The following is a 19,730-nucleotide window of genomic DNA, read 5'->3' as shown; positions in this document are numbered from 1 at the left end:
CCGCCGCGACCCAGACTGCGTTACAAGCCGCAAAGTACCGAAGGACGCCCCCATGCCACGACGCACCGCCCTGCTCCCCCTCCTGACGCTCACGTTCTGGAGCGCTCTGGCCCTGGCCCAGCCGCCCGGGGCCGGGCCTCAGGGCGCCCCCGTGGACCGAGCCATCGCCGCCTACGCGCAAGGCCGCCTGCCCGAGGCCGCAAAAGCCTTCCAGCGGCTCGCGGCGCAAGGCAATGCCCTCGCCCGCTACAACCTGGCGATGATGCATCTGCGCGATGAGCTGCCCCGCAGCAGCGTGCGAGCGGCAAGCCAGCTGCTGGAACAGGCGGCTGGCCAGGGCTTTGTGCGCGCCGAGCTGGCGCTGGGCGAGCTGCACGAGCAGGGCCGGCTGGGGCGTGTGGATCTGGTCCAGGCCCAGCGCTGGTTCCTGCGCGCGGCCGAGCATGGCAGCGTGGACGCCCAGGTCGCCGTGGGCACCGCCTTCTTCCTGGGCCGGGGCGCGCCCAAGGACATGACCCAGGCCGCCCGCTGGTTCCGCGAGGCGGCCACCGGCGGCGACGTGGGCGCCCAGTACCTGCTGGCCTCGCTCTACGAACAGGGGGACGGCGTGCCGCGCGACCTGCGCCTGGCGCGCTACTGGTACGACATCGCGGCCCGCAACGGCGACGAGGCCGCGCCCTTCAAGCGGGAGGAGATCGATGCGCGCATCGAGTCCGAGCGGCTGCGGCAGGACGAGGTCTGAGCCTCAGAGCACCACCTTCACCATCGGATGCGTGCTGAGCGTCCGGTAGAGCTCGTCCAGCTGTTCGCGGCTGGTGGCGGTGATGGTGATGGTCAGGCCCAGGTAGTTGCCGCTGCTGCTGGGGCGGCGCTCCACGGTGCCGGCGTCGAACTCCGGATCGAACTGCTGGGCCACCATCACGATGGCCTCGAAGAAGCCCTCGACATGCGCGCCCATCACCTTGATGGGGAACTTGGACGGGTATTCGATCAGGGACTGCTCGGGGGGAATCGTCGGCGCCATGCGCCCTCCTTCAAAAACTCGATCACAGGTGAGGCCTGTCAGACGGACTGCAAGGCCTTGGCCCGCTGGTAGGCCTCATGCAGCCTGGCATAGACCGGCCCGGGCTTGCCGTGCAGCGCGCCATGGCCGACGGGCTCGTGGTCCAGGCGCGTCACCGGCAGCACCTCCTTGGTGGCCGAGCTCAGCAGGACCTCGTCCGCCGCGAAGACCTCGGCCTCCGCGATGGGCCGCAGGTTATAGCCGATGCCCAGCTCCTCGCACAACTCGTGCAGCAGGCCCATGCGCACGCCTTCCAGCAGCAGCTCGGAGCGCGGCGGCCCCAGCAGGGCGCCTTCCTTGACGATCCAGACATTGGCCGCCGAGGCCTCGGTCAGGAAGCCGTCCCGGAAGAGGATGGTCTCCTGCGCGCCCTGGTCCGCACTGATCTGGCGCGCCAGCACATTGCCCAGCAGGGAGATGCTCTTGATGTCACCTCGCTGCCAGCGGAAGTCGCGCGCGGTGATGCAGGCCACGCCCTGGTGCCGCTGCTCGGCGCTGGGCCAGGCGGGCGGCATGCAGTAGCTGAAGACGGTGGGGGTGATGTCCGGCGGCATCACGTGGTCTCGCGGGGCCTCGCCCCGGGTGACCTGCAAGTACCACCACTGATCCCCGCCACCGGCCCGCTCCACGAGCCTGCGCCCCAGTTGCAGCCATTCCTGGCGGCTCAAGGGGTTGGCGATGCGCAGGCGGGCCAGGCTGCGGTCCAGGCGCTCGAGATGGTCCTCGACGCGGAACATGCGCCCGCCATAGACCGGAACGAGCTCGTAGACCCCGTCCCCGAACAGGAACCCTCGGTCCAGGGGCGAGATGCGGGCCTCTGCCAGAGGCAGCATCGCGCCGTTCAGATAGCAGCTTGCGGGCGGCATCGGCTTCATCGCGGACTCCTTGCAGACTGGTCTGCGTCCGCGCAGCTTACGCCACCGAGCCCGGCGTGGGCAGCCCAGGCCCGCGCGAAGTCCGGCTTATTTGATCCAGAGACGGATGGAATCCCAGGCGCGACCCAGGATGCCGGCCTGCTCCACGCCCTCCTGCACGACCAGCGGCACCTCGGCCACGGCCACGCCGCCGGTGGTCGTCACCTTGATGGTGCCCACGCGCTGGCCCTTGTTGAGCGGCGCCACCAGCGGGTCGGTGCGCTCGACCTGGGTCTGCAGCTTGCCACCCTCGCCGCGAGGCACCGCCACGAAGACGGGGCCCTCGGCGCCCAGCTTGACCTCGGGCACGGCGCCCTTCCAGACCTTGACCGTGCTGGCCGCCTGGCCGGCGTCGAAGAGCTTGACGGCGTCATAGGCCGAATAGCCCCAGTTCAGCAGCTTCTGGCTCTCGTTGGCCCGCGCTTCCTTGGAGGCGGTGCCCATCACCACGCTCAGCAGGCGGCGCTTGCCGTTGGGGAAGTCGCGCTGGGCGCTGGCCACCAGGCAGTAGCCGGCGGCGTCGGTGAAGCCGGTCTTCATGCCGTCGACGCTGGGGTCGCGGGTCAGCAGCAGGTTGCGGTTGTGCTGACGGATCTTGTTGAAGGTGTACTCGCGCTGCGAGTAGTAGGGGTAGTACTCCGGGAAGTCGCGGATGATGTGCGAGGCGATCACCGCGATGTCGCGCGCGCTGCTCTTGTGGCCGGCCTCGCTGAGGCCGGTGACGTTGCTGAAGCGCGTGTTCTTGAGGCCCCAGGCCTGGGCCTGGCGGTTCATCATCGCGACGAACTGATCCAGCGTGCCGCCCACGCCCTCGGCCAGAGCCACCGAGGCGTCATTGCCCGACTGGATGATCAGGCCGCGCAGCAGCTCGTCCACCTTGGGGCGCATGGTGGTGTCGATGAACATCAGCGAGGGGTCGCCCTTGCGCTCGTCCCAGGCTCGCTTGGAGACGCTCAGTTCCTGCTCCAGCGTCAGACGCTTCTCCTTCAGCGCCTGGAACGTCAGGTAGGCCGTCATCAGCTTGGTCAGCGAGGCCGGGTCATTGGGGACATCCGCCTCGCGCTCGGCCAGGATCTTGTTGGTGGTCATGTCCAGCAGCACATAGCTGCGGGCGGCGATCTCGGGGGCTTGCGGCGCCTGGGCCTGCGCGGACACGCAGGCCACGCCGGCCAGGGCCAGGGCAATCAGTCGTTTCATGGGGATGGGCAAGAGGAGGAAAACGTGCGGCGCAACTCGAGGGCTCAATGCCAGCTGCGCAGCACCAGGTTCTTGAGCAGCGTGAGCTGCCCATGGAAGAAATGACCCACGCCGGGCACGACGATGACGGGCAGGTGCTGCGGGCGGGCCCAGTCCAGCACGGAGCTCAGCGGCACGACGTCATCGATCTCGCCATGGATCACGAGGGAGTCGGCCGGCACGGCGGCCATGTCGAAGCGCGAGGTCGCGGGGCCGACCAGCACCAGGCGTTCCGGCGCCGCCTCGCCCTCCAGGCGCTGCGCGGCACGCGAGGCCACATAGCCGCCGAAGGAGAAGCCACCCAGCACCAGGGGCAGGCCCGGCTGGCGGAAGTGCGCGACCACGGCCAGCGCATCGTCCACCTCGCCGCGCCCCTCGTCCCAGCCGCCACCGGACTGGCCGATGCCGCGGAAGTTGAAGCGCACCACCTGGTAGCCCAGCTGCACGAAAGCGCGGGCCAGGGTCTGGACCACCTTGTTGTCCATGGTCCCGCCCTGGGTGGGATTGGGATGGCAGATCACCGCCGTGCCGCGCGGCGCCTGCAGGTCCAGCAGCTGGTCGACGGCGCATTCGAGGGGGCCGGCCGGGCCGTCGATCAGCACTTTGCGGGTCTGGGAATTCATTGTGCTCAAGCGCCTCAGCGGCCCACGGACTCGGGCAGGACCAGGCGCTCGACGACCTGGCCCTTCTTCAGGTGGGACTCGACGATCTCGTCGATGTCCGTGCTGTCCACGAAGCTGTACCAGACGGCTTCCGGATAGACCACCGCCACCGGTCCGCCTGCACAGCGGTCCAGGCAGCCGGCCTTGTTGACGCGCACGCCGCCCTTGCCGGCCAGGCCCTCGGCCTTGACGCGGCTCTTGCAGTGGTCGAAGGCCGCCTGCGCGCCGTGCTGGGCGCAGGCGTTCTCGCCGTTGTCCCGCTGGTTGAGGCAGAAGAAGATGTGGCGCTCGTAATAGCTCATGGCGCGGGATTGTAGGCCGCGCGGGTTTGCCCCGATGGCGCCTGGCCTTTCAGCGTTCGCGCTGCGTCACGCCCCACAGCAGCCAGGCGATGGCCGCGAAGGGCCAGACCCAGCCCACCCACTGGGCCAGGCCGTAGAGATTGATGAAGCGCCCCTGCTCCCAGGTCTGCAGGGTCTGAGCCAGGTAGGGGTCCGTGGGCGCCTCGGTGATGAGCGCGATCAGCACTGTCAGCGCCACCAGGCCCCAGGCCGCATTGGCCCGGCGCGACATCAGGCAGGCCAGCAGGCTCAGCACCAGGCCGGCGCCCAGGCCCGGCCAGGCGGTGGGACCGATCCAGGCCCAGGCATGCTGAGGGCCGAAGTTCAGCGCGGTGGACAGCGCGGTGACCAGGACCCCCGTCAGCGCGGCGCCCAGCACCAGGGGCAGGCGCCGCCAGCCCGGCCGCGCCACCGACAGCGCCAGCAGCACCGGCCCCAGCAGCCCCAGGGCGATCGCAATCGCTTCCTGCCCTGGCGGCAGGGGCAGCTCGACCAGGTTGGCGAAATCGGTGTCCTGCAGCGCCCACGGCGTGCCATCCAGGGCCTGGGCGCTGAGCTCACGCAGGCGCGGCAGCCACTGGCCCAGCCCCAGGGGCAGGGGCGCAGGAAAGAGCAGGCCCACGGGCCACAGGGCCAGCAAGGCCAGGGCGCCGGCACTCTGCGGCACGAACCAGCGCTCGCGCCAGCCATGCCAGCGGGCCAGCCCGCCGAAGCGGTGCAGCAGCCAGCCCAGCACGCCGCCGGCCACCGCCCCGACGCTGTTGAGGCACCAGTCCGCCAGCGATGGCACACGCCCTGGCAGGAAGTACTGCAGGGTCTCCATCAGATAGGAGGTGGCCGGCAGGCCCAGCAGCACGGCCAGCCAGGCGGCGCGCTCCGAGCCGCCGCTGCGCACCACGGCCGCGAACAGCAGCAGGCCGAAGGGCGCATAGCCCAGGGCGTTGGCCCAGATGTCGAAGCTCAGCCAGTAGCGCGGCCAGTGCAGCAGGAGCACGCCCGGGCCCTGCACGCCGGTCGGCCAGCGCCAGGGCCAGAAGGGGTACAGGCTCGCGTAGACCACCAGCAGCGCATAGATCAGGGCCAGCCAGCTGGCCGAACTGCGCCGCCCCATGGGTCAGAAGGGCTTGACCACGACCAGGATCACGATGGCCATGAACAGCAGCACCGAAACCTCGTTGAACACGCGGTACCAGCGGTGGCTGCGGCGATTGGCCAGGGCCTCGAACTGGCGCAGGTGGCTGCGGCAGACATGGTGGTAGCCCACGGCACCGATGACCACGGCCAGCTTGGCATGCATCCAGTACTGGCCCGGCCCGCGGCCGATGCCGTAGTACAGCCACAGCACCAGGCCCAGGGCCAGCGCCGGGATCATCAGCAGGCTCATGAAGCGGTAGAGCTTGCGCCCCATCACCAGCAGGCGCTCGCGCTCGGCATGGCTGTCCGCCGGCACCATGGCCAGGTTGACGAAGATGCGCGGCATGTAGAACAGGCCGGCGAACCAGGACGCCACGAAGACGATGTGGAAGGCTTTGATCCAGAGCATGCGGGGATTATGGACCGGTGAGGTTCAGCCCTGCACGCAAGGGTCAGGTCTTGCCCTTGCCCCGGCTCAGGCGCGCAGCGACGCCAGCCAGGCCGCGAAGTCGGCGTCCATGTCCTGCCCCCAGCTGCGCACCAGAGCCTGGTAGCGGGGGAAGTCACCGGCGCGGGTCAGGGCCAGCATCTGGTCGATGCGGGCGCGCTGCTTCTCCATCATGAAGCGCACGGCCAGGTAGCCGCCGCCGTAGATGCGCTCCGTGCCGCCCTGGGTCTCGTAGCCCGTGTTGAAGAGCTCGCTGAGCGGCAGCTGCTGGGCCTGGGCGATCTGCTTCAGGCGCGGATGGGCCTGGCCATGGGCCACGTACTCGGCCACGCCCTCGGTCCACCAGACCAGGAAGGGGCGCAGCGGCGTGGGCTGGGCGCAGTTCTCGGGCGGCGAGTGCGAGTCGTGCAGGTTGGCGCAGAAGTCGCCCTGCAGGTTGAAGCGGCCGTCCAGGTAGTGGCTGAACTCATGCGCCAGGTTGTGGACCGCGCCGCTGGCCTGCTGGTAGGCCACGAACTCGGCCTGGTTGCCGGGCTTGTCCGGCAGGCCCTCGAGGTACATGCCGCCGTTGTCCACCGGCATGTCGAAGTGCTTGCCGGCCCAGCGCTTGAACTCCTGCACATTGCGGTAGATGTTGGCCCGCAGCGCTTCGTTGCCGTCGTGCGGCACGGGCCGGCCGGCGGTGCCGAACAGGGCATGGAAACGCTGCTCGACGGCGCCCAGGTCCTGGCAGATGCGCACCTCCTGCTCGCCAGTGAGCGCCTGCGAACGCAGCACCAGGCTGGGGCCACAGCGGTGCTCGTGGCTGAGCACGCGCTGGACCGCGTCCTCGCTCAGGGCGGGCCGCCCCGTGCAGGCCACCAGGCCCAGCGCCAGCGGCAGGCCCAGGCCCAGCAGGCCCAGGCGTCTCCTCGTCTTCATCCCCGTGATCAGCGCCATGTTCAGCGATTCCTCTGTTAATATATTTTCAGAATCTCTATGATATTTCTGAAATGACGCCTCACGCAAGCCATGCATTCCCGGAGCGCTCCCTGGGGGCCTGGGCGCCCGACGCGCGCTGCCTCCGCCTGCGCAGCATCGACTGCCATACGGGTGGCGAACCCCTTCGCGTGATCGTCGAGGGCTTTCCGGAACTGCAGGGGCAGACCATGCTGGAGCGCCGGCGTGACTGCCAGCAGCGCCTGGACCACCTCCGTCAGGCCCTCATGTGGGAACCACGCGGCCATGCGGACATGTACGGCGCGGTCATCACCCCGCCCGAACGCAGCGACAGCACCTTCGGCGTGCTCTTCCTGCACAACGAAGGCTACAGCACCATGTGCGGCCATGCGATGCCGGCCCTGGCCAAGCTGGCCATCGAGAGCGGCCGGGTGGCGGCCACCGGCCCGCGGACCCGCCTCAATATCGATGCCCCCTGCGGCCAGATCCGGCTCGAGGCCGACTGCGTGCAACGCGAGGACCGGACCTGGCGCGTGGGCCGGGTCCGGTTCCTGAACGTGCCCTCCTTCGTGCTGGCCGATCGTCAGTCCCTGCCCGTGGAGGGCCTGGGCCTGGTGCACTATGCCCTGGCCTACGGCGGCGCCTTCTATGCCTACGTGGAGGCGGCTTCCCTCGGGCTGTCCCTGGCCACGGGCAACCATGCGCGCCTGATCGAGGCGGGCCGGGCCATCAAGAACGCCATCGTTCGTGCCGGGGGCGGCATCACCCACCCGGACAGCGCGGACCTCGGCTTTCTCTACGGCACCATCTTCACCGGCACGGCCCTGGAGCCCGGGGCGGACTACCGCAATGTCTGCATCTTCGCCGAGGGGGAGCTGGACCGCAGCCCCACCGGCAGCGGCGTCTCCGGCTTTGCGGCCCTGCTGCAGGCGCGCGGCCAGCTGGCCATCGGGCGACGGCTGACGATCGAGAGCGTGCTGGGCTCCCGCTTCGAGGTCTGGGCCGAGCAGGAGACCCGCTGCGGCCCCCATCCCGCCATCGTGCCGGGCGTGGAGGGCGAAGCCCATATCACCGGCCGACACGAGTTCCTCCTCCACCCCGACGATCCCCTGGTCAAAGGATTCCTGCTGCGATGAACGCCCTGCCCCACGCCCACCCGGCTCACCAAACCCTGCAACCCCTTTTCGCCCAGCGCCTCGCACGCCTGCGCACCCACATGGCCGAGACCGGCCTGGATGCCTGCCTGGTCTTTGCGCCCGAGCACCTGCGCTACCTCTTCAACTACAGCGGCGAGGCCGCCTGCGGCCTGCTCAGCGCGCGCGGCAGCTGGCTGATCACCGACTACCGCTTCATCGAGCAGGCCGAAGAGGAGTGCATGCACCACGAGTGGCGCCGCGGCGTGGCCACCGAACTGCTGTGCCGGGACCGGCAGCGCGAGCGCCTGGGCCAGGTGCTGGGCCACCTGCTGGCTGACATCGGCGCCAGCCGCCTGGCTTACGAGGCCGGGCACGTCAGCGTGTCGCAGTGGGCGGAGATCAGTGTGGACCTGCCCGGCCTGGCCCTCGTTCCGCTGTCGGACTTCCTGGTGCAGGCCCGACGCGTCAAGGACGCCTGGGAGCAGCAGCAGATGCGCCAGGCCGCCGCCCTGGCCGACGCCGCCCTGGAGGCCCTGCGCCCCGAGATCCGCCTGGGCCAGAGCGAGCGGCAGCTGGCCACTCGCCTGGAGCAGCTGCTGCAGGCCCTCGGTTCGGAAGGCCTGTCCTTCCCCACCATCCTGGGCTTCGGGCCGCGCTCGGCCCTGCCGCACAGCGCGCCCTCGGACCGCCCGCTGCAGAAGGGCGACCTCATCGTGCTGGACTTCGGCGCCGTGGTGAACGGCTACCGCTCGGACATGACGCGCAGCCACGTGGCGGGTACCGCCCTGCCCTGGCAGCAGCGCATGTACGACACGGTCAGCGCCGCCCAGCAGGCCGCACTGGCGCTGCTGAAACCCGGCGTCAGCGGGCGGACGCTCAACGAGGCGGCCAGCGCCGTGCTGGCGGCCAGCGAGTTCGCCGAGCATGCCGGCCCCGGCCTCGGCCATGGCGTGGGCCTGATCCTGCACGAGCAGCCCTTCATGAACACGGTGTGCGAGGCCAGCCTGCGAGCGGGCGAGGTCGTCACCATCGAGCCCGGTATCTACATCCGCGGCCAGGGCGGCCTGCGCATCGAGGACGATGCCTTGCTGCTGGAGGGCGGCCATGAGATCCTGAGCCGCGCCCATCGCGACTTCGAGCTCGCGCTCTGAACCCGTTCCACGAGGCCCCGCCCCATGCAAGTGATCAGCGCCGAACAGGTCGACGCCGCCCTGAACTTTCCCGATCTCATCGACGCCCTGTCCGCGGGCTTCGCCGCCCCTTTCCAGATGCCGGCGCGGCAGCTGCTGGAGCTGGCCCCCGAGCAGGGCCATGACTGCCTGGGCCTGCTACCGGCCTGGACGGATCGCCTGATCGCCTTGAAGGCCTTCACCTACCTGCCTGGCAACGCGGCCCGCGGGGAATCCGTGCTGCATGCCCAGGTGCTGGTCTTCGATCGCCGCAATGGCCAGCCCCTGGCCCAGCTGGAGGGGCGCAGCCTCACGCGCTGGCGCACGGCGGCGGTCTCGGCCCTGGCCTCGCGCCTGCTGTCGCGCCCCGGCGCCCGCCGCCTGCTCCTGCTGGGCACGGGCGAGCTGGCCTGCCCCCTGGTCCAGGCCCACCTGAGCGTGCGCCCGCTGGACGAGGTGCTGGTCTGGGGCCGTCGCCCCGCACAGGCGCAGGCACGCATCGAGGCACTGCGGGCGCAGGGCTGCACGGCCCGCCTGGCCATCGCCGAGGACCTCGAGGCCGCGCAGCAGACGGCAGACATCATCGTGGCGGCCACGGGCTCGGGAGCGCCCCTGGTCTTCGGTGATCTCGTGCCGCCGGGCTGCCACGTCGACCTGCTGGGCAACCACCGCCCGGACCAGCGCGAATGCGATACGGCCCTCGTCCAGCGGGCCCATGTCTACGTGGACAGCCGCGCCAATGCCCTGCGCGAAGCCGGCGAGCTGATCATCCCCATGCAGCAGGGCCATCTTGATGCACATCAAGTCCGCGGCGAGCTGGCGGACCTGTGCCGCATGGCGCGGCCGCTGGTGCGCGCCCCGGGGTCCGTCACGCTGTTCAAGTCCGTGGGCACCGCACTGGCCGACCTGCTGTGCGCCCAGCTGGTGCTGCAGCGGCTGGGCCTGGCCCAGGCCTGATACGCAGCGCCGAGCGGCCGGGCCCATGGCATCGGGCCGGCCGGCCCGTCTGAGCTCGAAACGGCGCGACAAAAGCGGCGCGACAAAAAAAAGCCCCAGCCAATGGGCTGGGGCGAGAAAGCCTTATCGCTGTCATCACGTTAAGGCTCCTGCTCAGGGAGGAAAAGCAGGGAATGACTACCTTGCGGCTATCATTCGGGAACCAGTTTAACAGAGCCGCCATCGGGCCGTCTCTACGGGTCACTGCGTAGAACTGCACGTTTTTGACGGCCCCACAACCAAACCCCTAGATTGAGGGGGTTTGCCCGGAGAGTCCGCCTTGTCACGCAACCCCAGCCGCATCCTCAGCGCCCCCTTTCCCGCGGCTCGGCCGCGCCGCCTGCGCCGCGATCCCTTCACACGAGCCCTGGTCCGAGAGTCCCGCCTCGACGCCTCCGACCTGATCCTGCCGGTCTTCGTGCACGAGGGCAGCCAGCCCCATGCCATCGACTCCATGCCCGGCGTGTCACGCCTTCCCCTGGACCACCTCTTGCGCACGGCCGAGGAGGCGGTGTCCCTGGGCATTCCGGTGATCGCCCTGTTCCCGGCCATCGACCCCAGCCTGAAGGCCATCGACGGCGCCGAGGCCTTCAATCCCCAAGGCCTGATCCCCCGGGCCGTGCGCGCGCTGAAGTCCCGCTTCCCCCAGCTGGGCGTGCTGACCGATGTCGCCCTGGATCCCTACACCAGCCACGGCCAGGACGGCCTGCCCGACGAGACCGGCTACCTGATCAATGACGCGACCGTGGAGCTGCTGGTCCGCCAGGCTCTCACGCAGGCCGAGGCCGGCGCCGACATGGTCGGCCCCAGCGACATGATGGACGGCCGCATCGGCGCCATCCGCAACGCCCTCGAAGCCTCGGGCCACATCCACACGCGGATCATGGCCTACAGCGTCAAGTACGCCAGCGGCTTCTACGGCCCCTTCCGCGATGCCGTGGGCTCCAAGAGCGCCCTGGGCAAGGCCGACAAGAACACCTACTACGTCGACCCCGGCAACAGCGACGAGGCCCTGCGCGAAGTCGCCATGGACCTGGCCGAGGGCGCGGACATGGTCATGGTCAAACCCGGCATGCCCTACCTGGATGTAGTGCGCCGCGTGAAGGACGAGTTCCGCGTCCCCACCTTCGCCTACCAGGTCAGCGGCGAGTACGCCATGCTCAAGGCCGCGGCCGCCAATGGCTGGCTGGCCCATGACGTGGTGATGATGGAGTCGCTGCTGGCCTTCAAGCGCGCGGGCGCCGACGGCGTCCTGAGCTACTTCGCCCTCGAAGCCGCACGGCTGCTGAAGAAGTAAGTCCGGCGCTCGCGCACAGGCCCACCATTGCGTCTCTTCCTGCTCCACGGCGAACAGCTCAGCGAGCTCGCCCAGCTGCCCCAGGACCTGCCTGCCTCAGGCTATCTGTGGGTCGGGCTGAGCCGTGAGGAGTTCGGCCTGCGCAGCCTGGAGTTGCAGCTCGCGCTGCAGCGCTGGTGCGGGGCCGCGCTGGTGGACCTGCACGTCTCTGACCTGCTCAATGCGCAGCTGCCCTCGCACTTCGACTACACCTCCTGGTACGACCTGATGATCTTCCGGCGCCTGGCCACCACGCCAGGCACGGAGACGCCTGACGAGGACGCGCCCGTCTCGGCCGCGGCCATCGAGCGCTCGCTGCAGGCCATCGACACCAGCCCGGTGGGCTTCGCCGTCTTCGACCGCGTGCTGCTGAGCGTGCATCCCGGCGACTGCCAGGTGCGCGACTTCTTTGCCAACCGGCTGGGCCAGATGCACGAGGGTCGCGACCTGCGTGGCAGCAACCGCCTGCCGACCAGCCCCGCCGAGCTGATGCTGCGCATGCTCAACCACATGGTCGACAGCTACCTGGACCTGCGCCGCCTGCTGACGCGCCAGCTGACCGGCCTGCAGCGCCAGCTCTTCGACCCGCACAGCAACTTCCGCGAATGGCCGGCCCTGCTGACCGCCCGGGACACCCTGCACCGGCTGGAGGACATCTGCGAGGACCAGCGCAGTGCCGTGCAGGAATGGCTGGATGCCCTGGCCGAATGGCCGCCCGAGAACGACGCCCGCGCCGATCGCGAGCGCGAGCTGCTGCGCGTGCGCTCGCGTGACGTGCTCGAGCATGTGGAGCGGGTGCTGAGCCATGTGCGCCGGCTGGAGAGCTCGGCGGAATCCGCCGTGCAGATGCACTTCTCGGCCCTGGGGCACCGCACCAACAACATCATGCGGACGCTGACGGTGCTCACCGCCATCTTCCTGCCGCTGAACCTGATCACCGGCATCTTCGGCATGAACTTCGACACCCTGCCTCTGATCCACAAGGCCACCGGATTCTGGATCGCCGTGGGCGTGATGTGCGGTGTGGGCCTGGGGCTGGGCCTCTTCTTCTGGCGCAAGCGCTACCTCAGCAGCCAGAGCTGAGGTCCGCCGAGGCCTCGGGCGCCTCCTCGGGCTTCAGCGCGCCTGGTATGGGTCGGCGAAGCCCAGGGCGAGCATGATCTCGGTCTCGCGCGCTTCCATGCACTCGGCCTCGTCGTCTTCCTCGTGATCGTAGCCCTGGGCATGCAGGGTGCCGTGCACCAGCATGTGCGCATAGTGCGCGACCAGGTCCAGGCCCATCTCGCGGGCCTCGCGCTCGACCACCTCGGCACAGATGACCAGATCGGCGCCCACCACGGGCTCATGGCTGTAGTCGAAGGTCAGCACATTGGTGGCGTAGTCCTTGCCGCGGAACTCCCTGTTGAGCTGGCGGCCCTCCTCGGCGTCGACGATGCGCACGGCGATCTCGCCTGGCAGCTCCAGCGCCGCGCGGATCCAGCGCTGCACCTTGTGACGCGGCAGCTGCCCGCGGTGGCGGGCATCGGCGAACTGCAGGGACAGGCTCAGGTCAGGACGGCTCATGCGCGGGCTCCATGGCTGCCGGCAGCGGCCTGCTTCCTGTTCTCGGCCTTGGTGCGGGCCTCGTAGGCCTCGACGATCCGGGCGACCAGCGGGTGGCGCACCACGTCGGCCGAAGTGAAGTGGGTCATGGCAATGCCGCGGACCTTCTTCAGCACGCGCTCGGCATCGACCAGCCCGCTGAGCGTGCCCTTGGGCAGGTCGATCTGGCTGGTGTCGCCGGTCACCACGCACTTGCTGCCAAAGCCGATGCGGGTGAGGAACATCTTCATCTGCTCGGGCGTGGTGTTCTGGGCTTCGTCCAGGATCACGAAGGCGTGGTTGAGCGTGCGGCCGCGCATGAAGGCCAGGGGCGCGATCTCCAGCTGGCCCTTCTCGAAGGCCTTGCTGACGCGGTCGAAGCCCATGAGGTCGTAGAGCGCGTCATAGAGCGGGCGCAGGTAGGGGTCCACCTTCTGCGTCAGATCGCCGGGCAGGAAGCCCAGGCGCTCGCCGGCCTCGACGGCCGGGCGGGTCAGGATGATGCGCTGCACCTGCGAACGCTCCAGCGCGTCCACGGCGCAGGCCACGGCCAGGAAGGTCTTGCCGGTGCCGGCCGGGCCCAGGCCGAAGGTGATGTCGTGGTTCAGGATGTTGCGCAGGTAGCCGTGCTGGTTGGGCGTGCGGCCGGCGAGGTCGGCGCGGCGCGTGCGCAGCACCACGCCTTGCGCATCCGGCAGCGGCTCGGCGACCTCGGCACGACGTGGCTTGCGGGCGCCCAGGGCCTCGGCCAGCTGCTGGGTGGCCTCCAGGATGGCCAGCTGCAGGCTTTCCGGGGCGATGGGCTTGCGGGCGGCGTCGTAGAGGCTCTGCAGCAGCTGCAGGCTGTGCTCTGCGGCGGCCTTGTGCCCCTCGATGCGGAAGGCCTCGCCACGGCGCGTGATGCGCACGTCCATGGCGGCCTCGATCTGGCGCAGATGGTCGTCCAGCCCCCCGCACAGATGGGAGAGACGTTTGTTGTCGGCGGGGGTAAAAACGTGGCGCAGTATCAAGGCGGACCCTTCGTCGCGGTCGGAATCAGGCGGCTATTGTCGCCGGGCTCCTGCCCGCCTTGCGTCCCCCCTTGACCCCATGTCGGAGGACGGCCCGGCCGCTGTCACCAGAGCTTCGGCACAATCGGTCCCGGCCCAGCCCTGGCACGCCTCCAACCACCCATGAGCATCCACTCCTTTCTGCTGCGACTTCCTCTCCTGCTGGGCGTGGCCCTGCTGAGCCTGGTGCCTGGGCTGCTGCCGGGCCAGGCCCAGGCCCAGAACCTGGTCCTTCAGCAGGCCCTGGTGGCCGAGGGCAGCGAGACCCAGTTCCCCGAGCAGGCCGCGCTGTCCCTCCAGGCCCTGCCGCATGACTGGCACCAGAGCCGCCAGGAAGCGCCGTCGCAGTACGCGCAGCATCCGCTGTGGTACCGCCTCGCCTTCGATCTGCCCACCGCGCAGGCTCCGGGCGCCATGGCCGCCTACATCGCCCAGGCCTGCAGCAATGTGCGGGTGCGCTTCAACGGCATCAGCCTGCTGGCCCAGGGCCGCATGGTGGACCCCATCACGGACCACTGCTACGAGCCCTTGCTGGTGCCCCTGCCCACCGAGCTCCTGCGGACCCAGGGCAATCTGCTGGACGTTCAGCTGGCCGGCTATGCCCGCCAGCAGCTCAATTCAAGCCAGCGCAGCGCCCGGCTGAGCGTGGTGGAGATCGGCCCGCTGGAGCAGCTGTCGCAGCGTCATGCGCGGGCCAGCTTCTGGCGGCAGGGCCTGCCCAAGGCACTCAACGCCATGCTGGTCATGATGGCCGTCACCACCGGCGTGCTGGCCATCCTGTATCGCCGCGAGCGGCACCTGCTCTTCCTTTCCGGTCTGATGCTGGCGTGGGTGCTGCTGTCCACCCGCTTCTGGATCGGCTCGCTGCCCCTGCCGCGGCACTGGCTGGAGATCGGCCTGTCCACCTGCCTGCCCCTGATCACCCTGTTCGCGCTGCAGTTCCTGCTGCTGGAGATGGGTTGGCGCAATGGCCGGCTCAACGCCCTGCTGCTGGCGCAGTGCGCCCTGGTCCCCCTGAGCCTGATGGCCGTGGGGCCGGCGCTTCACTTCATCGTGGCCAGCATGTGGACCACCCTGCTGGCCGCCGAGCTGATGGCCGGCATGGGCTTCCATCTGTGGCTGCGCTGGCAGGCCGTCCTGGCCCGTCCCCTGGACGCCAGCGTGCAGCGCCGGGACTTCGCCGTGGTCTGCACCCTGCTGGCCCTGGCCATCGGTGCGGTGCTGCTGGAGCTGCTGCTCTCGCAGCTGCAGGCGCCGCTGATCGTGCCGATGACGCCCCTGGCCGTGCCCCTGCTGATGATGGGCCTGGGCCTGCATGCCACGGTCTGCGTGGCCCGCGCCCGCAAGGTCGCCGAGCACAAGCATGTGCAGCTGGAGCAGCGCATGGCGGAAAAGCTCGCCGAGATCGAGCGCAGCTATGCGCAGATGGCCGAGCAGAAGCTGGAGCAAGTCACCGAGCGGGAGCGCAAGCGCATTGCCGCCGACCTGCACGACGACCTGGGCGCCAAGCTGCTGACTATCGTCCACACCAGCGAATCAGACCGCATCTCCACCCTGGCCCGCGAGGCGCTCGAGGAGATGCGGCTCTCGGTGCGCGGCCTCACCGGCAAGCCGGTGCACCTGCTGGATGCGCTGGGCGACTGGCGGGCCGAGCTGGTCTCGCGCCTGGGCCAGGCCAATATCAATGCCGAGTGGAAGTCCCCCGCCGAGGACGTGGAACACACCCTGCCCGCCCGCGCCTATGTGCAGACGACCCGCATCCTGCGCGAGTCCGTCAGCAACATCATCAAGCACAGCGGCGCCACCCACTGCACGGTCAGCTGCAATGTGCAGGGTGGCGACTTCCAGGTGATCATCCAGGACAACGGCCAGGGCATTCCCATGGAGCTGGACGGCCGCCTGGACAAGGGCCACGGCATGGCCAGCATGAAGGCCCGGGCCAAGCAGATGCAGGGGCAGTGCCTGGTGGAGTCCGGCGCCGGCATGGGCACCATCATCCGCCTCACGATTCCGCTCTGATCCACCCATCGGGATCTGCCCGGGACTGGCGCGCGACCGCCAAAAGGCATACTGTTGTCTGATCGTCAGGCCCGGGGCCCGCACAGAGCCCGCCAACACCCAGAAAACATCATGAACAACATCCTGCTGCTCGAAGACATTCCGGAAATCCGCGCCTGGCTCAAGACCCTGGTGAGCCAGGTCTTCACCAATGCCGTGATCACCGAATGCTCTCGGGTGCAGGACGCCCTGCAGCACATCAACAGCCAGCGCTTCACCCTGGCCCTGCTGGACCTGGGCCTGCCTGACGGCTCGGGGGTGGACGTGGTCGCCGCCCTGCGCGAGAAGCAGCCCGAGGTGCAGTCGGTGATCGTCACCATCCACGACGACGATGAGCACATCTTCCCGGCCCTGCAGGCCGGCGCCTTCGGCTACCTGCTGAAGGAGCAGGCCCGGGAGCTGCTGGTGGAGCAGCTGCAGCGCATCAGCCAGGGCGAGCCGCCGCTGTCGCCCTCCATCGCCCGCAAGGTGATCGCGCATTTCAACTCGCAGCGGCGCCCGCAGGCTTCGCCGCAGTTGATCGAGGTCTCCCTCACCGAGCGCGAGACCGAGGTGCTGCTGCGCGTGGCCAAGGGCTTCACCCTGCCCGAGATCGGCGTGCAGCTGGGCCTGTCCCGCCACACCATCGCCGACTACGTGAAGCAGATCTACCGCAAGCTCAACGTGTCCTCGCGGGCCGAGGCCGCGCTGGAAGCCCAGCGCCTGGGCCTCTTCGGCCGCAACTGAGCGTCCACGGCGAGCGGGCACCTCCCGGCACAGCGAAGCCCCCGATAATCGCCCGATGATTGGAAGGCTCACGGGCGTCATCGCGGAAAAATCGCCCCCGCTCGTGCTCATCGACGTGCAGGGCGTCGGCTATGAAGTCGACGTGCCCATGAGCACCTTCTTCAACCTGCCGAACCTGGGCGAGCGGGTGAGCCTGCTGACGCACTTCGTGGTGCGCGAGGACGCCCAGATCCTCTTCGGCTTCCTCAGCGCCGAGGAGCGCGCCACCTTCCGCCTGCTGATCAAGATCAGCGGCGTGGGCCCGCGCACCGCGCTGTCCATCCTGTCCGGCCTCAGCGTGGCCGACCTGGCTCAGGCGGTGAGCCTGCAGGAAGCTGGCCGCCTGGTGAAGGTGCCGGGCATTGGCAAGAAGACGGCGGAACGCCTGCTGCTGGAGCTCAAGGGCAAGCTGGGGCCCGACCTCGCCCTGCCGGCCAACGTGGCCAGCGACAGCCAGGCTGACATCCTCCAGGCCCTGCAAGCCCTGGGCTACAGCGACAAGGAAGCCGCCGCCGCGCTCAAGCAGCTGCCCGCCGACGTGGGCGTCAGCGAGGGCATCAAGCTGGCGCTGAAGTCCCTGAACCGCTGAGAGCCCGCCCCCTGCCGCCCCACGTCCACGCCCCCTGAGCCGCCATGCCCATCCAGACCGACGATTTCGCCCCTCAGCCGCCCCGCATGGTCAGCGCCTCCCCGGGCAATCCCAATGAAGAGGCCCTGGAGCGCGCCCTGCGGCCCAAGCTGCTGGACGAATACGTGGGCCAGGCCAAGGCGCGCGAGCAGCTGGAGATCTTCATCGGCGCTGCCCGCAAACGCGAGGAGGCCCTGGACCACGTGCTGCTCTTCGGCCCGCCGGGTCTGGGCAAGACCACGCTTTCTCACATCATCGCGGCCGAGCTGGGCGTGAACCTGCGCCAGACCTCGGGCCCGGTGCTGGAGAAGCCCAAGGACCTCGCGGCCATCCTGACCAATCTCGAGAAGAACGACGTGCTCTTCATCGACGAGATCCACCGCCTCTCGCCCGTGGTCGAGGAAATCCTGTACCCCGCGCTGGAGGACTACCAGATCGACATCATGATCGGCGAAGGCCCGGCGGCCCGCTCGATCAAGCTGGACCTGCAGCCCTTCACCCTGGTCGGCGCCACCACCCGCGCCGGCATGCTGACCAACCCGCTGCGCGACCGCTTCGGCATCGTGGCCCGGCTGGAGTTCTACACGCCGGACGAGCTGCAGCGCATCGTGACCCGCTCCGCCGGACTCATGAAAGCGCCCATCGCGCCGGAAGGCGCCCTGGAGATCGCCCGGCGTTCGCGCGGCACGCCCCGCATCGCCAACCGCCTGCTGCGGCGCGTGCGCGACTATGCCGAGGTCAAGGGGGACGGCCGCATCACCAAGCTCATGGCCGACAAGGCCCTGGCCATGCTGGACGTGGACCCACAGGGCTTCGACCTCATGGACCGCAAGCTGCTGGAGGCCGTGGTGCACCGCTTCGACGGCGGCCCGGTCGGGCTGGACAACGTCGCCGCGGCCATCGGTGAGGAACGCGACACCATCGAGGACGTCATCGAGCCCTACCTGATCCAGCAGGGCTTCCTGCAGCGCACACCGCGGGGCCGCATCGCGACGCTGGCCGCGTTCCGGCACCTGGGGGTGGCGCCGCCCAAGAACACGACGAGCCTGTTCGACGAGTAGCGAGCTGCAGCGCAAGGCCGGCGTCCGGCGTCCGCCGCGAGTGCGTCGGCCCTTCCGGCCGCGCCATGCTCAGGGATCGCAAGAGGCGCAACAGAATGAAAAAAGGCGACCCGAAGGTCGCCTTTTGCACTTTCTGATCCCGAGGGATTAGAAGTTGTGACGGATACCAGCAGCCAGGCTGTTCAGGTCGCCAGCGTTGTTGTCCTTGTTGTCCAGCTTGGTGAAGAAGCCGTACACCTTGGTGCGCTTGCTCAGGTTGTAGTTGTAGCCCAGGGTGAACTGGTTGGCCTTGGAGGCCACGGCGCTACGACCAGCACCGCCGAAGTTCACGTGGAACTCGGAAGCGCCCATGGTGTACATGCCGGCCAGACGCCAGATGTTGCGGGTAGCACCACCGATGTCTTCACGCTGCAGGTAGCCACCGACGGTGAACTCGCCCAGCTCGTACAGAGCGCGAGCAGCGTACTGCTTGGCGTTGTCTTGCTTGCTGAAGCCGGCGCCCAGGTGCAGAGGACCTTGGTCGTAGTTACCGGACAGGTCGAATGCGCGCTTGTCGGCGCCTTCGCCAGCGTGCATGGTGATTTCGCCGGTGAAGCCGTCGATGTTCGGGGTGAAGTAGCCGACCTTGTTCACCGAGGTCCAGCCAGCGCCCGAGTACAGCTTGTCGTCGGAGGTGCCGGTGTCGTGGTTGTGCATGCTGACGTAGTCAGCGGTGGCGAAGTAGGAACCATTGGTCCAGTTGCCCAGACGGACGGCACCGAAAGCGCCGCTCAGTTGCACGGACGATTCACGGTTCCAGAAGGTGCCGCCGGTTTGCTTGCCGGTGTCGATGTCCAGGCCGTGCTCCAGAGCGAAGCTGACCTTCAGGCCGCCGCCCAGGTCTTCCTGGCCCTTCACGCCCAGGCGCGAACGGTTGTCCTGCACCACCACCTTGCGGTCGCCGGTACCGACCTTCTGGCTTTCAACGGTCACGTTGGCGCGGCCCCACAGGGTCACGGAGCTTTGAGCGAAAGCCGAAGCCGAAACAGCGGCCAGAGCGGCGACGAGAGCGATCTTCTTCATCATTTGCCTTTGTAGGTTGAGGTTGTGCCGGGTTGAGTCACCCGGTCTTGTCACGCGGAATGTGGCGGCAGTATAGGAGCCCTAGGGTTTGACCGAAGCCCCCACGACGCGAATTTGCAACAGTCACTTCTGGCAGGTCTGGTGCAAGGATT

At 68.9% G+C, this 19,730-nt stretch carries 21 protein-coding genes; 10 read left to right on the top strand and 11 right to left on the bottom strand.

The window, feature by feature from the left end:
• Positions 1-52: 52 nt before the first annotated feature.
• The gene (locus tag O9Y01_RS09550) at positions 53-742 is read left to right on the top strand and encodes a tetratricopeptide repeat protein (protein ID WP_269631349.1); all 690 of its coding nucleotides are present in this window, start codon (positions 53-55) and stop codon (positions 740-742) included.
• Between the two features lie 3 nt (positions 743-745).
• On the opposite strand, the gene O9Y01_RS09545 is transcribed toward O9Y01_RS09550, so the two are convergent.
• From O9Y01_RS09545 to O9Y01_RS09510, 8 genes are all read right to left on the bottom strand, one after another.
• Positions 746-1,024: a DUF493 family protein gene (locus O9Y01_RS09545; RefSeq protein ID WP_269631348.1), complete on the bottom strand. Its 279-nt coding sequence runs from the start codon at positions 1,022-1,024 to the stop codon at positions 746-748.
• Positions 1,025-1,062: 38 nt separating this feature from the next.
• Positions 1,063-1,938, bottom strand: coding sequence for a D-amino acid aminotransferase (locus O9Y01_RS09540; protein ID WP_269631347.1), 876 nt, complete (start codon positions 1,936-1,938; stop codon positions 1,063-1,065).
• A gap of 87 nt (positions 1,939-2,025) precedes the next feature.
• Positions 2,026-3,174 carry a D-alanyl-D-alanine carboxypeptidase family protein gene (locus O9Y01_RS09535; protein ID WP_269631346.1) on the bottom strand — a complete coding sequence of 383 codons (1,149 nt, stop codon included), beginning with the start codon at positions 3,172-3,174 and terminating at the stop codon, positions 2,026-2,028.
• A gap of 44 nt (positions 3,175-3,218) precedes the next feature.
• Entirely contained in the window at positions 3,219-3,836 is a 618-nt protein-coding gene (locus O9Y01_RS09530; protein WP_269631345.1) for an alpha/beta hydrolase, read from the bottom strand.
• A gap of 14 nt (positions 3,837-3,850) precedes the next feature.
• On the bottom strand, positions 3,851-4,177 hold the full coding sequence (locus tag O9Y01_RS09525) for a (2Fe-2S) ferredoxin domain-containing protein (RefSeq protein WP_269631344.1): 327 nt from the start codon (positions 4,175-4,177) through the stop codon (positions 3,851-3,853).
• 49 nt (positions 4,178-4,226) lie between these two features.
• The gene (locus tag O9Y01_RS09520; protein WP_269631343.1) at positions 4,227-5,327 is read right to left on the bottom strand and encodes a VanZ family protein; all 1,101 of its coding nucleotides are present in this window, start codon (positions 5,325-5,327) and stop codon (positions 4,227-4,229) included.
• Between the two features lie 3 nt (positions 5,328-5,330).
• Positions 5,331-5,759, bottom strand: a complete 429-nt coding sequence (locus O9Y01_RS09515; protein WP_269631342.1) for a CopD family protein — start codon at positions 5,757-5,759, stop codon at positions 5,331-5,333.
• Positions 5,760-5,825: 66 nt separating this feature from the next.
• Positions 5,826-6,719, bottom strand: a complete 894-nt coding sequence (locus tag O9Y01_RS09510; RefSeq protein WP_269631341.1) for a collagenase — start codon at positions 6,717-6,719, stop codon at positions 5,826-5,828.
• Positions 6,720-6,790: 71 nt separating this feature from the next.
• Between O9Y01_RS09510 and O9Y01_RS09505 the strand changes: the two genes are divergently transcribed.
• The 5 genes from O9Y01_RS09505 to O9Y01_RS09485 all read left to right on the top strand — a co-directional run bounded on the left by O9Y01_RS09505 (position 6,791) and on the right by O9Y01_RS09485 (position 12,457).
• Positions 6,791-7,873: a proline racemase family protein gene (locus O9Y01_RS09505; RefSeq protein WP_269631340.1), complete on the top strand. Its 1,083-nt coding sequence runs from the start codon at positions 6,791-6,793 to the stop codon at positions 7,871-7,873.
• A complete protein-coding gene (locus O9Y01_RS09500) occupies positions 7,870-9,024 on the top strand; it encodes a M24 family metallopeptidase (protein WP_269631339.1) in 1,155 nt (384 codons plus the stop codon). Before O9Y01_RS09505 ends, O9Y01_RS09500 begins: the two co-directional genes overlap by 4 nt.
• Positions 9,025-9,048: 24 nt before the next feature.
• The gene (locus O9Y01_RS09495) at positions 9,049-9,999 is read left to right on the top strand and encodes an ornithine cyclodeaminase family protein (RefSeq protein ID WP_269631338.1); all 951 of its coding nucleotides are present in this window, start codon (positions 9,049-9,051) and stop codon (positions 9,997-9,999) included.
• Between the two features lie 319 nt (positions 10,000-10,318).
• Positions 10,319-11,335 carry a porphobilinogen synthase gene (hemB, locus tag O9Y01_RS09490; RefSeq protein WP_269631337.1) on the top strand — a complete coding sequence of 339 codons (1,017 nt, stop codon included), beginning with the start codon at positions 10,319-10,321 and terminating at the stop codon, positions 11,333-11,335.
• Between the two features lie 27 nt (positions 11,336-11,362).
• Positions 11,363-12,457, top strand: coding sequence for a magnesium transporter CorA family protein (locus O9Y01_RS09485; RefSeq protein ID WP_269631336.1), 1,095 nt, complete (start codon positions 11,363-11,365; stop codon positions 12,455-12,457).
• Positions 12,458-12,490: 33 nt separating this feature from the next.
• Here O9Y01_RS09485 and ybeY read toward each other — a convergent pair whose 3' ends face one another.
• Together ybeY and O9Y01_RS09475 are read right to left on the bottom strand one after the other, a co-directional pair.
• Positions 12,491-12,937 (bottom strand): rRNA maturation RNase YbeY, encoded by a 447-nt coding sequence (gene ybeY / locus O9Y01_RS09480; RefSeq protein WP_269631335.1) that lies wholly within the window; start codon positions 12,935-12,937, stop codon positions 12,491-12,493.
• Positions 12,934-13,965 carry a PhoH family protein gene (locus O9Y01_RS09475; RefSeq protein WP_269631334.1) on the bottom strand — a complete coding sequence of 344 codons (1,032 nt, stop codon included), beginning with the start codon at positions 13,963-13,965 and terminating at the stop codon, positions 12,934-12,936. The genes ybeY and O9Y01_RS09475 overlap by 4 nt, the downstream gene beginning before the upstream one ends.
• Positions 13,966-14,127: 162 nt before the next feature.
• On the opposite strand from O9Y01_RS09475, the gene O9Y01_RS09470 reads away from it, so the two are divergent.
• The 4 genes from O9Y01_RS09470 (at position 14,128) to ruvB (ending at position 18,516) form a co-directional block, all read left to right on the top strand.
• Positions 14,128-16,023 (top strand): sensor histidine kinase, encoded by a 1,896-nt coding sequence (locus tag O9Y01_RS09470; RefSeq protein WP_269631333.1) that lies wholly within the window; start codon positions 14,128-14,130, stop codon positions 16,021-16,023.
• A 111-nt stretch (positions 16,024-16,134) separates the two neighbouring features.
• Positions 16,135-16,788, top strand: coding sequence for a response regulator (locus O9Y01_RS09465; RefSeq protein WP_183105436.1), 654 nt, complete (start codon positions 16,135-16,137; stop codon positions 16,786-16,788).
• 55 nt (positions 16,789-16,843) lie between these two features.
• On the top strand, positions 16,844-17,416 hold the full coding sequence (gene ruvA / locus O9Y01_RS09460) for a Holliday junction branch migration protein RuvA (RefSeq protein WP_269631332.1): 573 nt from the start codon (positions 16,844-16,846) through the stop codon (positions 17,414-17,416).
• 44 nt (positions 17,417-17,460) lie between these two features.
• The gene (gene ruvB / locus O9Y01_RS09455; RefSeq protein ID WP_269631331.1) at positions 17,461-18,516 is read left to right on the top strand and encodes a Holliday junction branch migration DNA helicase RuvB; all 1,056 of its coding nucleotides are present in this window, start codon (positions 17,461-17,463) and stop codon (positions 18,514-18,516) included.
• Between the two features lie 147 nt (positions 18,517-18,663).
• On the opposite strand, the gene O9Y01_RS09450 is transcribed toward ruvB, so the two are convergent.
• Positions 18,664-19,578: a porin gene (locus tag O9Y01_RS09450; protein ID WP_269631330.1), complete on the bottom strand. Its 915-nt coding sequence runs from the start codon at positions 19,576-19,578 to the stop codon at positions 18,664-18,666.
• Positions 19,579-19,730 lie beyond the last annotated feature (152 nt).

Origin of the sequence: Pelomonas sp. BJYL3, from assembly GCF_027257975.1 — a bacterium.
Classification (GTDB): Bacteria; Pseudomonadota; Gammaproteobacteria; order Burkholderiales; family Burkholderiaceae_C; genus Roseateles_B; species Roseateles_B flavus.
Note: the sequence above shows the minus strand (reverse complement) of the source record. Positions and strands in the feature narration are given on the sequence as shown.

Coding starts and splice junctions, on each gene's coding strand:
- ruvA (WP_269631332.1), top strand. CDS start 16,844: ATGATTGGAAGGCTCACGGGCGTCATCGCGGAAAAATCGCCCCCGCTC.
- O9Y01_RS09520 (WP_269631343.1), bottom strand. CDS start 5,327: ATGGGGCGGCGCAGTTCGGCCAGCTGGCTGGCCCTGATCTATGCGCTG.
- O9Y01_RS09530 (WP_269631345.1), bottom strand. CDS start 3,836: ATGAATTCCCAGACCCGCAAAGTGCTGATCGACGGCCCGGCCGGCCCC.
- O9Y01_RS09495 (WP_269631338.1), top strand. CDS start 9,049: ATGCAAGTGATCAGCGCCGAACAGGTCGACGCCGCCCTGAACTTTCCC.
- O9Y01_RS09550 (WP_269631349.1), top strand. CDS start 53: ATGCCACGACGCACCGCCCTGCTCCCCCTCCTGACGCTCACGTTCTGG.
- O9Y01_RS09545 (WP_269631348.1), bottom strand. CDS start 1,024: ATGGCGCCGACGATTCCCCCCGAGCAGTCCCTGATCGAATACCCGTCC.
- O9Y01_RS09505 (WP_269631340.1), top strand. CDS start 6,791: ATGACGCCTCACGCAAGCCATGCATTCCCGGAGCGCTCCCTGGGGGCC.
- ruvB (WP_269631331.1), top strand. CDS start 17,461: ATGCCCATCCAGACCGACGATTTCGCCCCTCAGCCGCCCCGCATGGTC.
- O9Y01_RS09500 (WP_269631339.1), top strand. CDS start 7,870: ATGAACGCCCTGCCCCACGCCCACCCGGCTCACCAAACCCTGCAACCC.
- O9Y01_RS09470 (WP_269631333.1), top strand. CDS start 14,128: ATGAGCATCCACTCCTTTCTGCTGCGACTTCCTCTCCTGCTGGGCGTG.
- O9Y01_RS09510 (WP_269631341.1), bottom strand. CDS start 6,719: ATGAAGACGAGGAGACGCCTGGGCCTGCTGGGCCTGGGCCTGCCGCTG.
- O9Y01_RS09535 (WP_269631346.1), bottom strand. CDS start 3,174: ATGAAACGACTGATTGCCCTGGCCCTGGCCGGCGTGGCCTGCGTGTCC.
- O9Y01_RS09540 (WP_269631347.1), bottom strand. CDS start 1,938: ATGAAGCCGATGCCGCCCGCAAGCTGCTATCTGAACGGCGCGATGCTG.
- ybeY (WP_269631335.1), bottom strand. CDS start 12,937: ATGAGCCGTCCTGACCTGAGCCTGTCCCTGCAGTTCGCCGATGCCCGC.
- O9Y01_RS09465 (WP_183105436.1), top strand. CDS start 16,135: ATGAACAACATCCTGCTGCTCGAAGACATTCCGGAAATCCGCGCCTGG.
- O9Y01_RS09525 (WP_269631344.1), bottom strand. CDS start 4,177: ATGAGCTATTACGAGCGCCACATCTTCTTCTGCCTCAACCAGCGGGAC.
- O9Y01_RS09450 (WP_269631330.1), bottom strand. CDS start 19,578: ATGAAGAAGATCGCTCTCGTCGCCGCTCTGGCCGCTGTTTCGGCTTCG.
- O9Y01_RS09515 (WP_269631342.1), bottom strand. CDS start 5,759: ATGCTCTGGATCAAAGCCTTCCACATCGTCTTCGTGGCGTCCTGGTTC.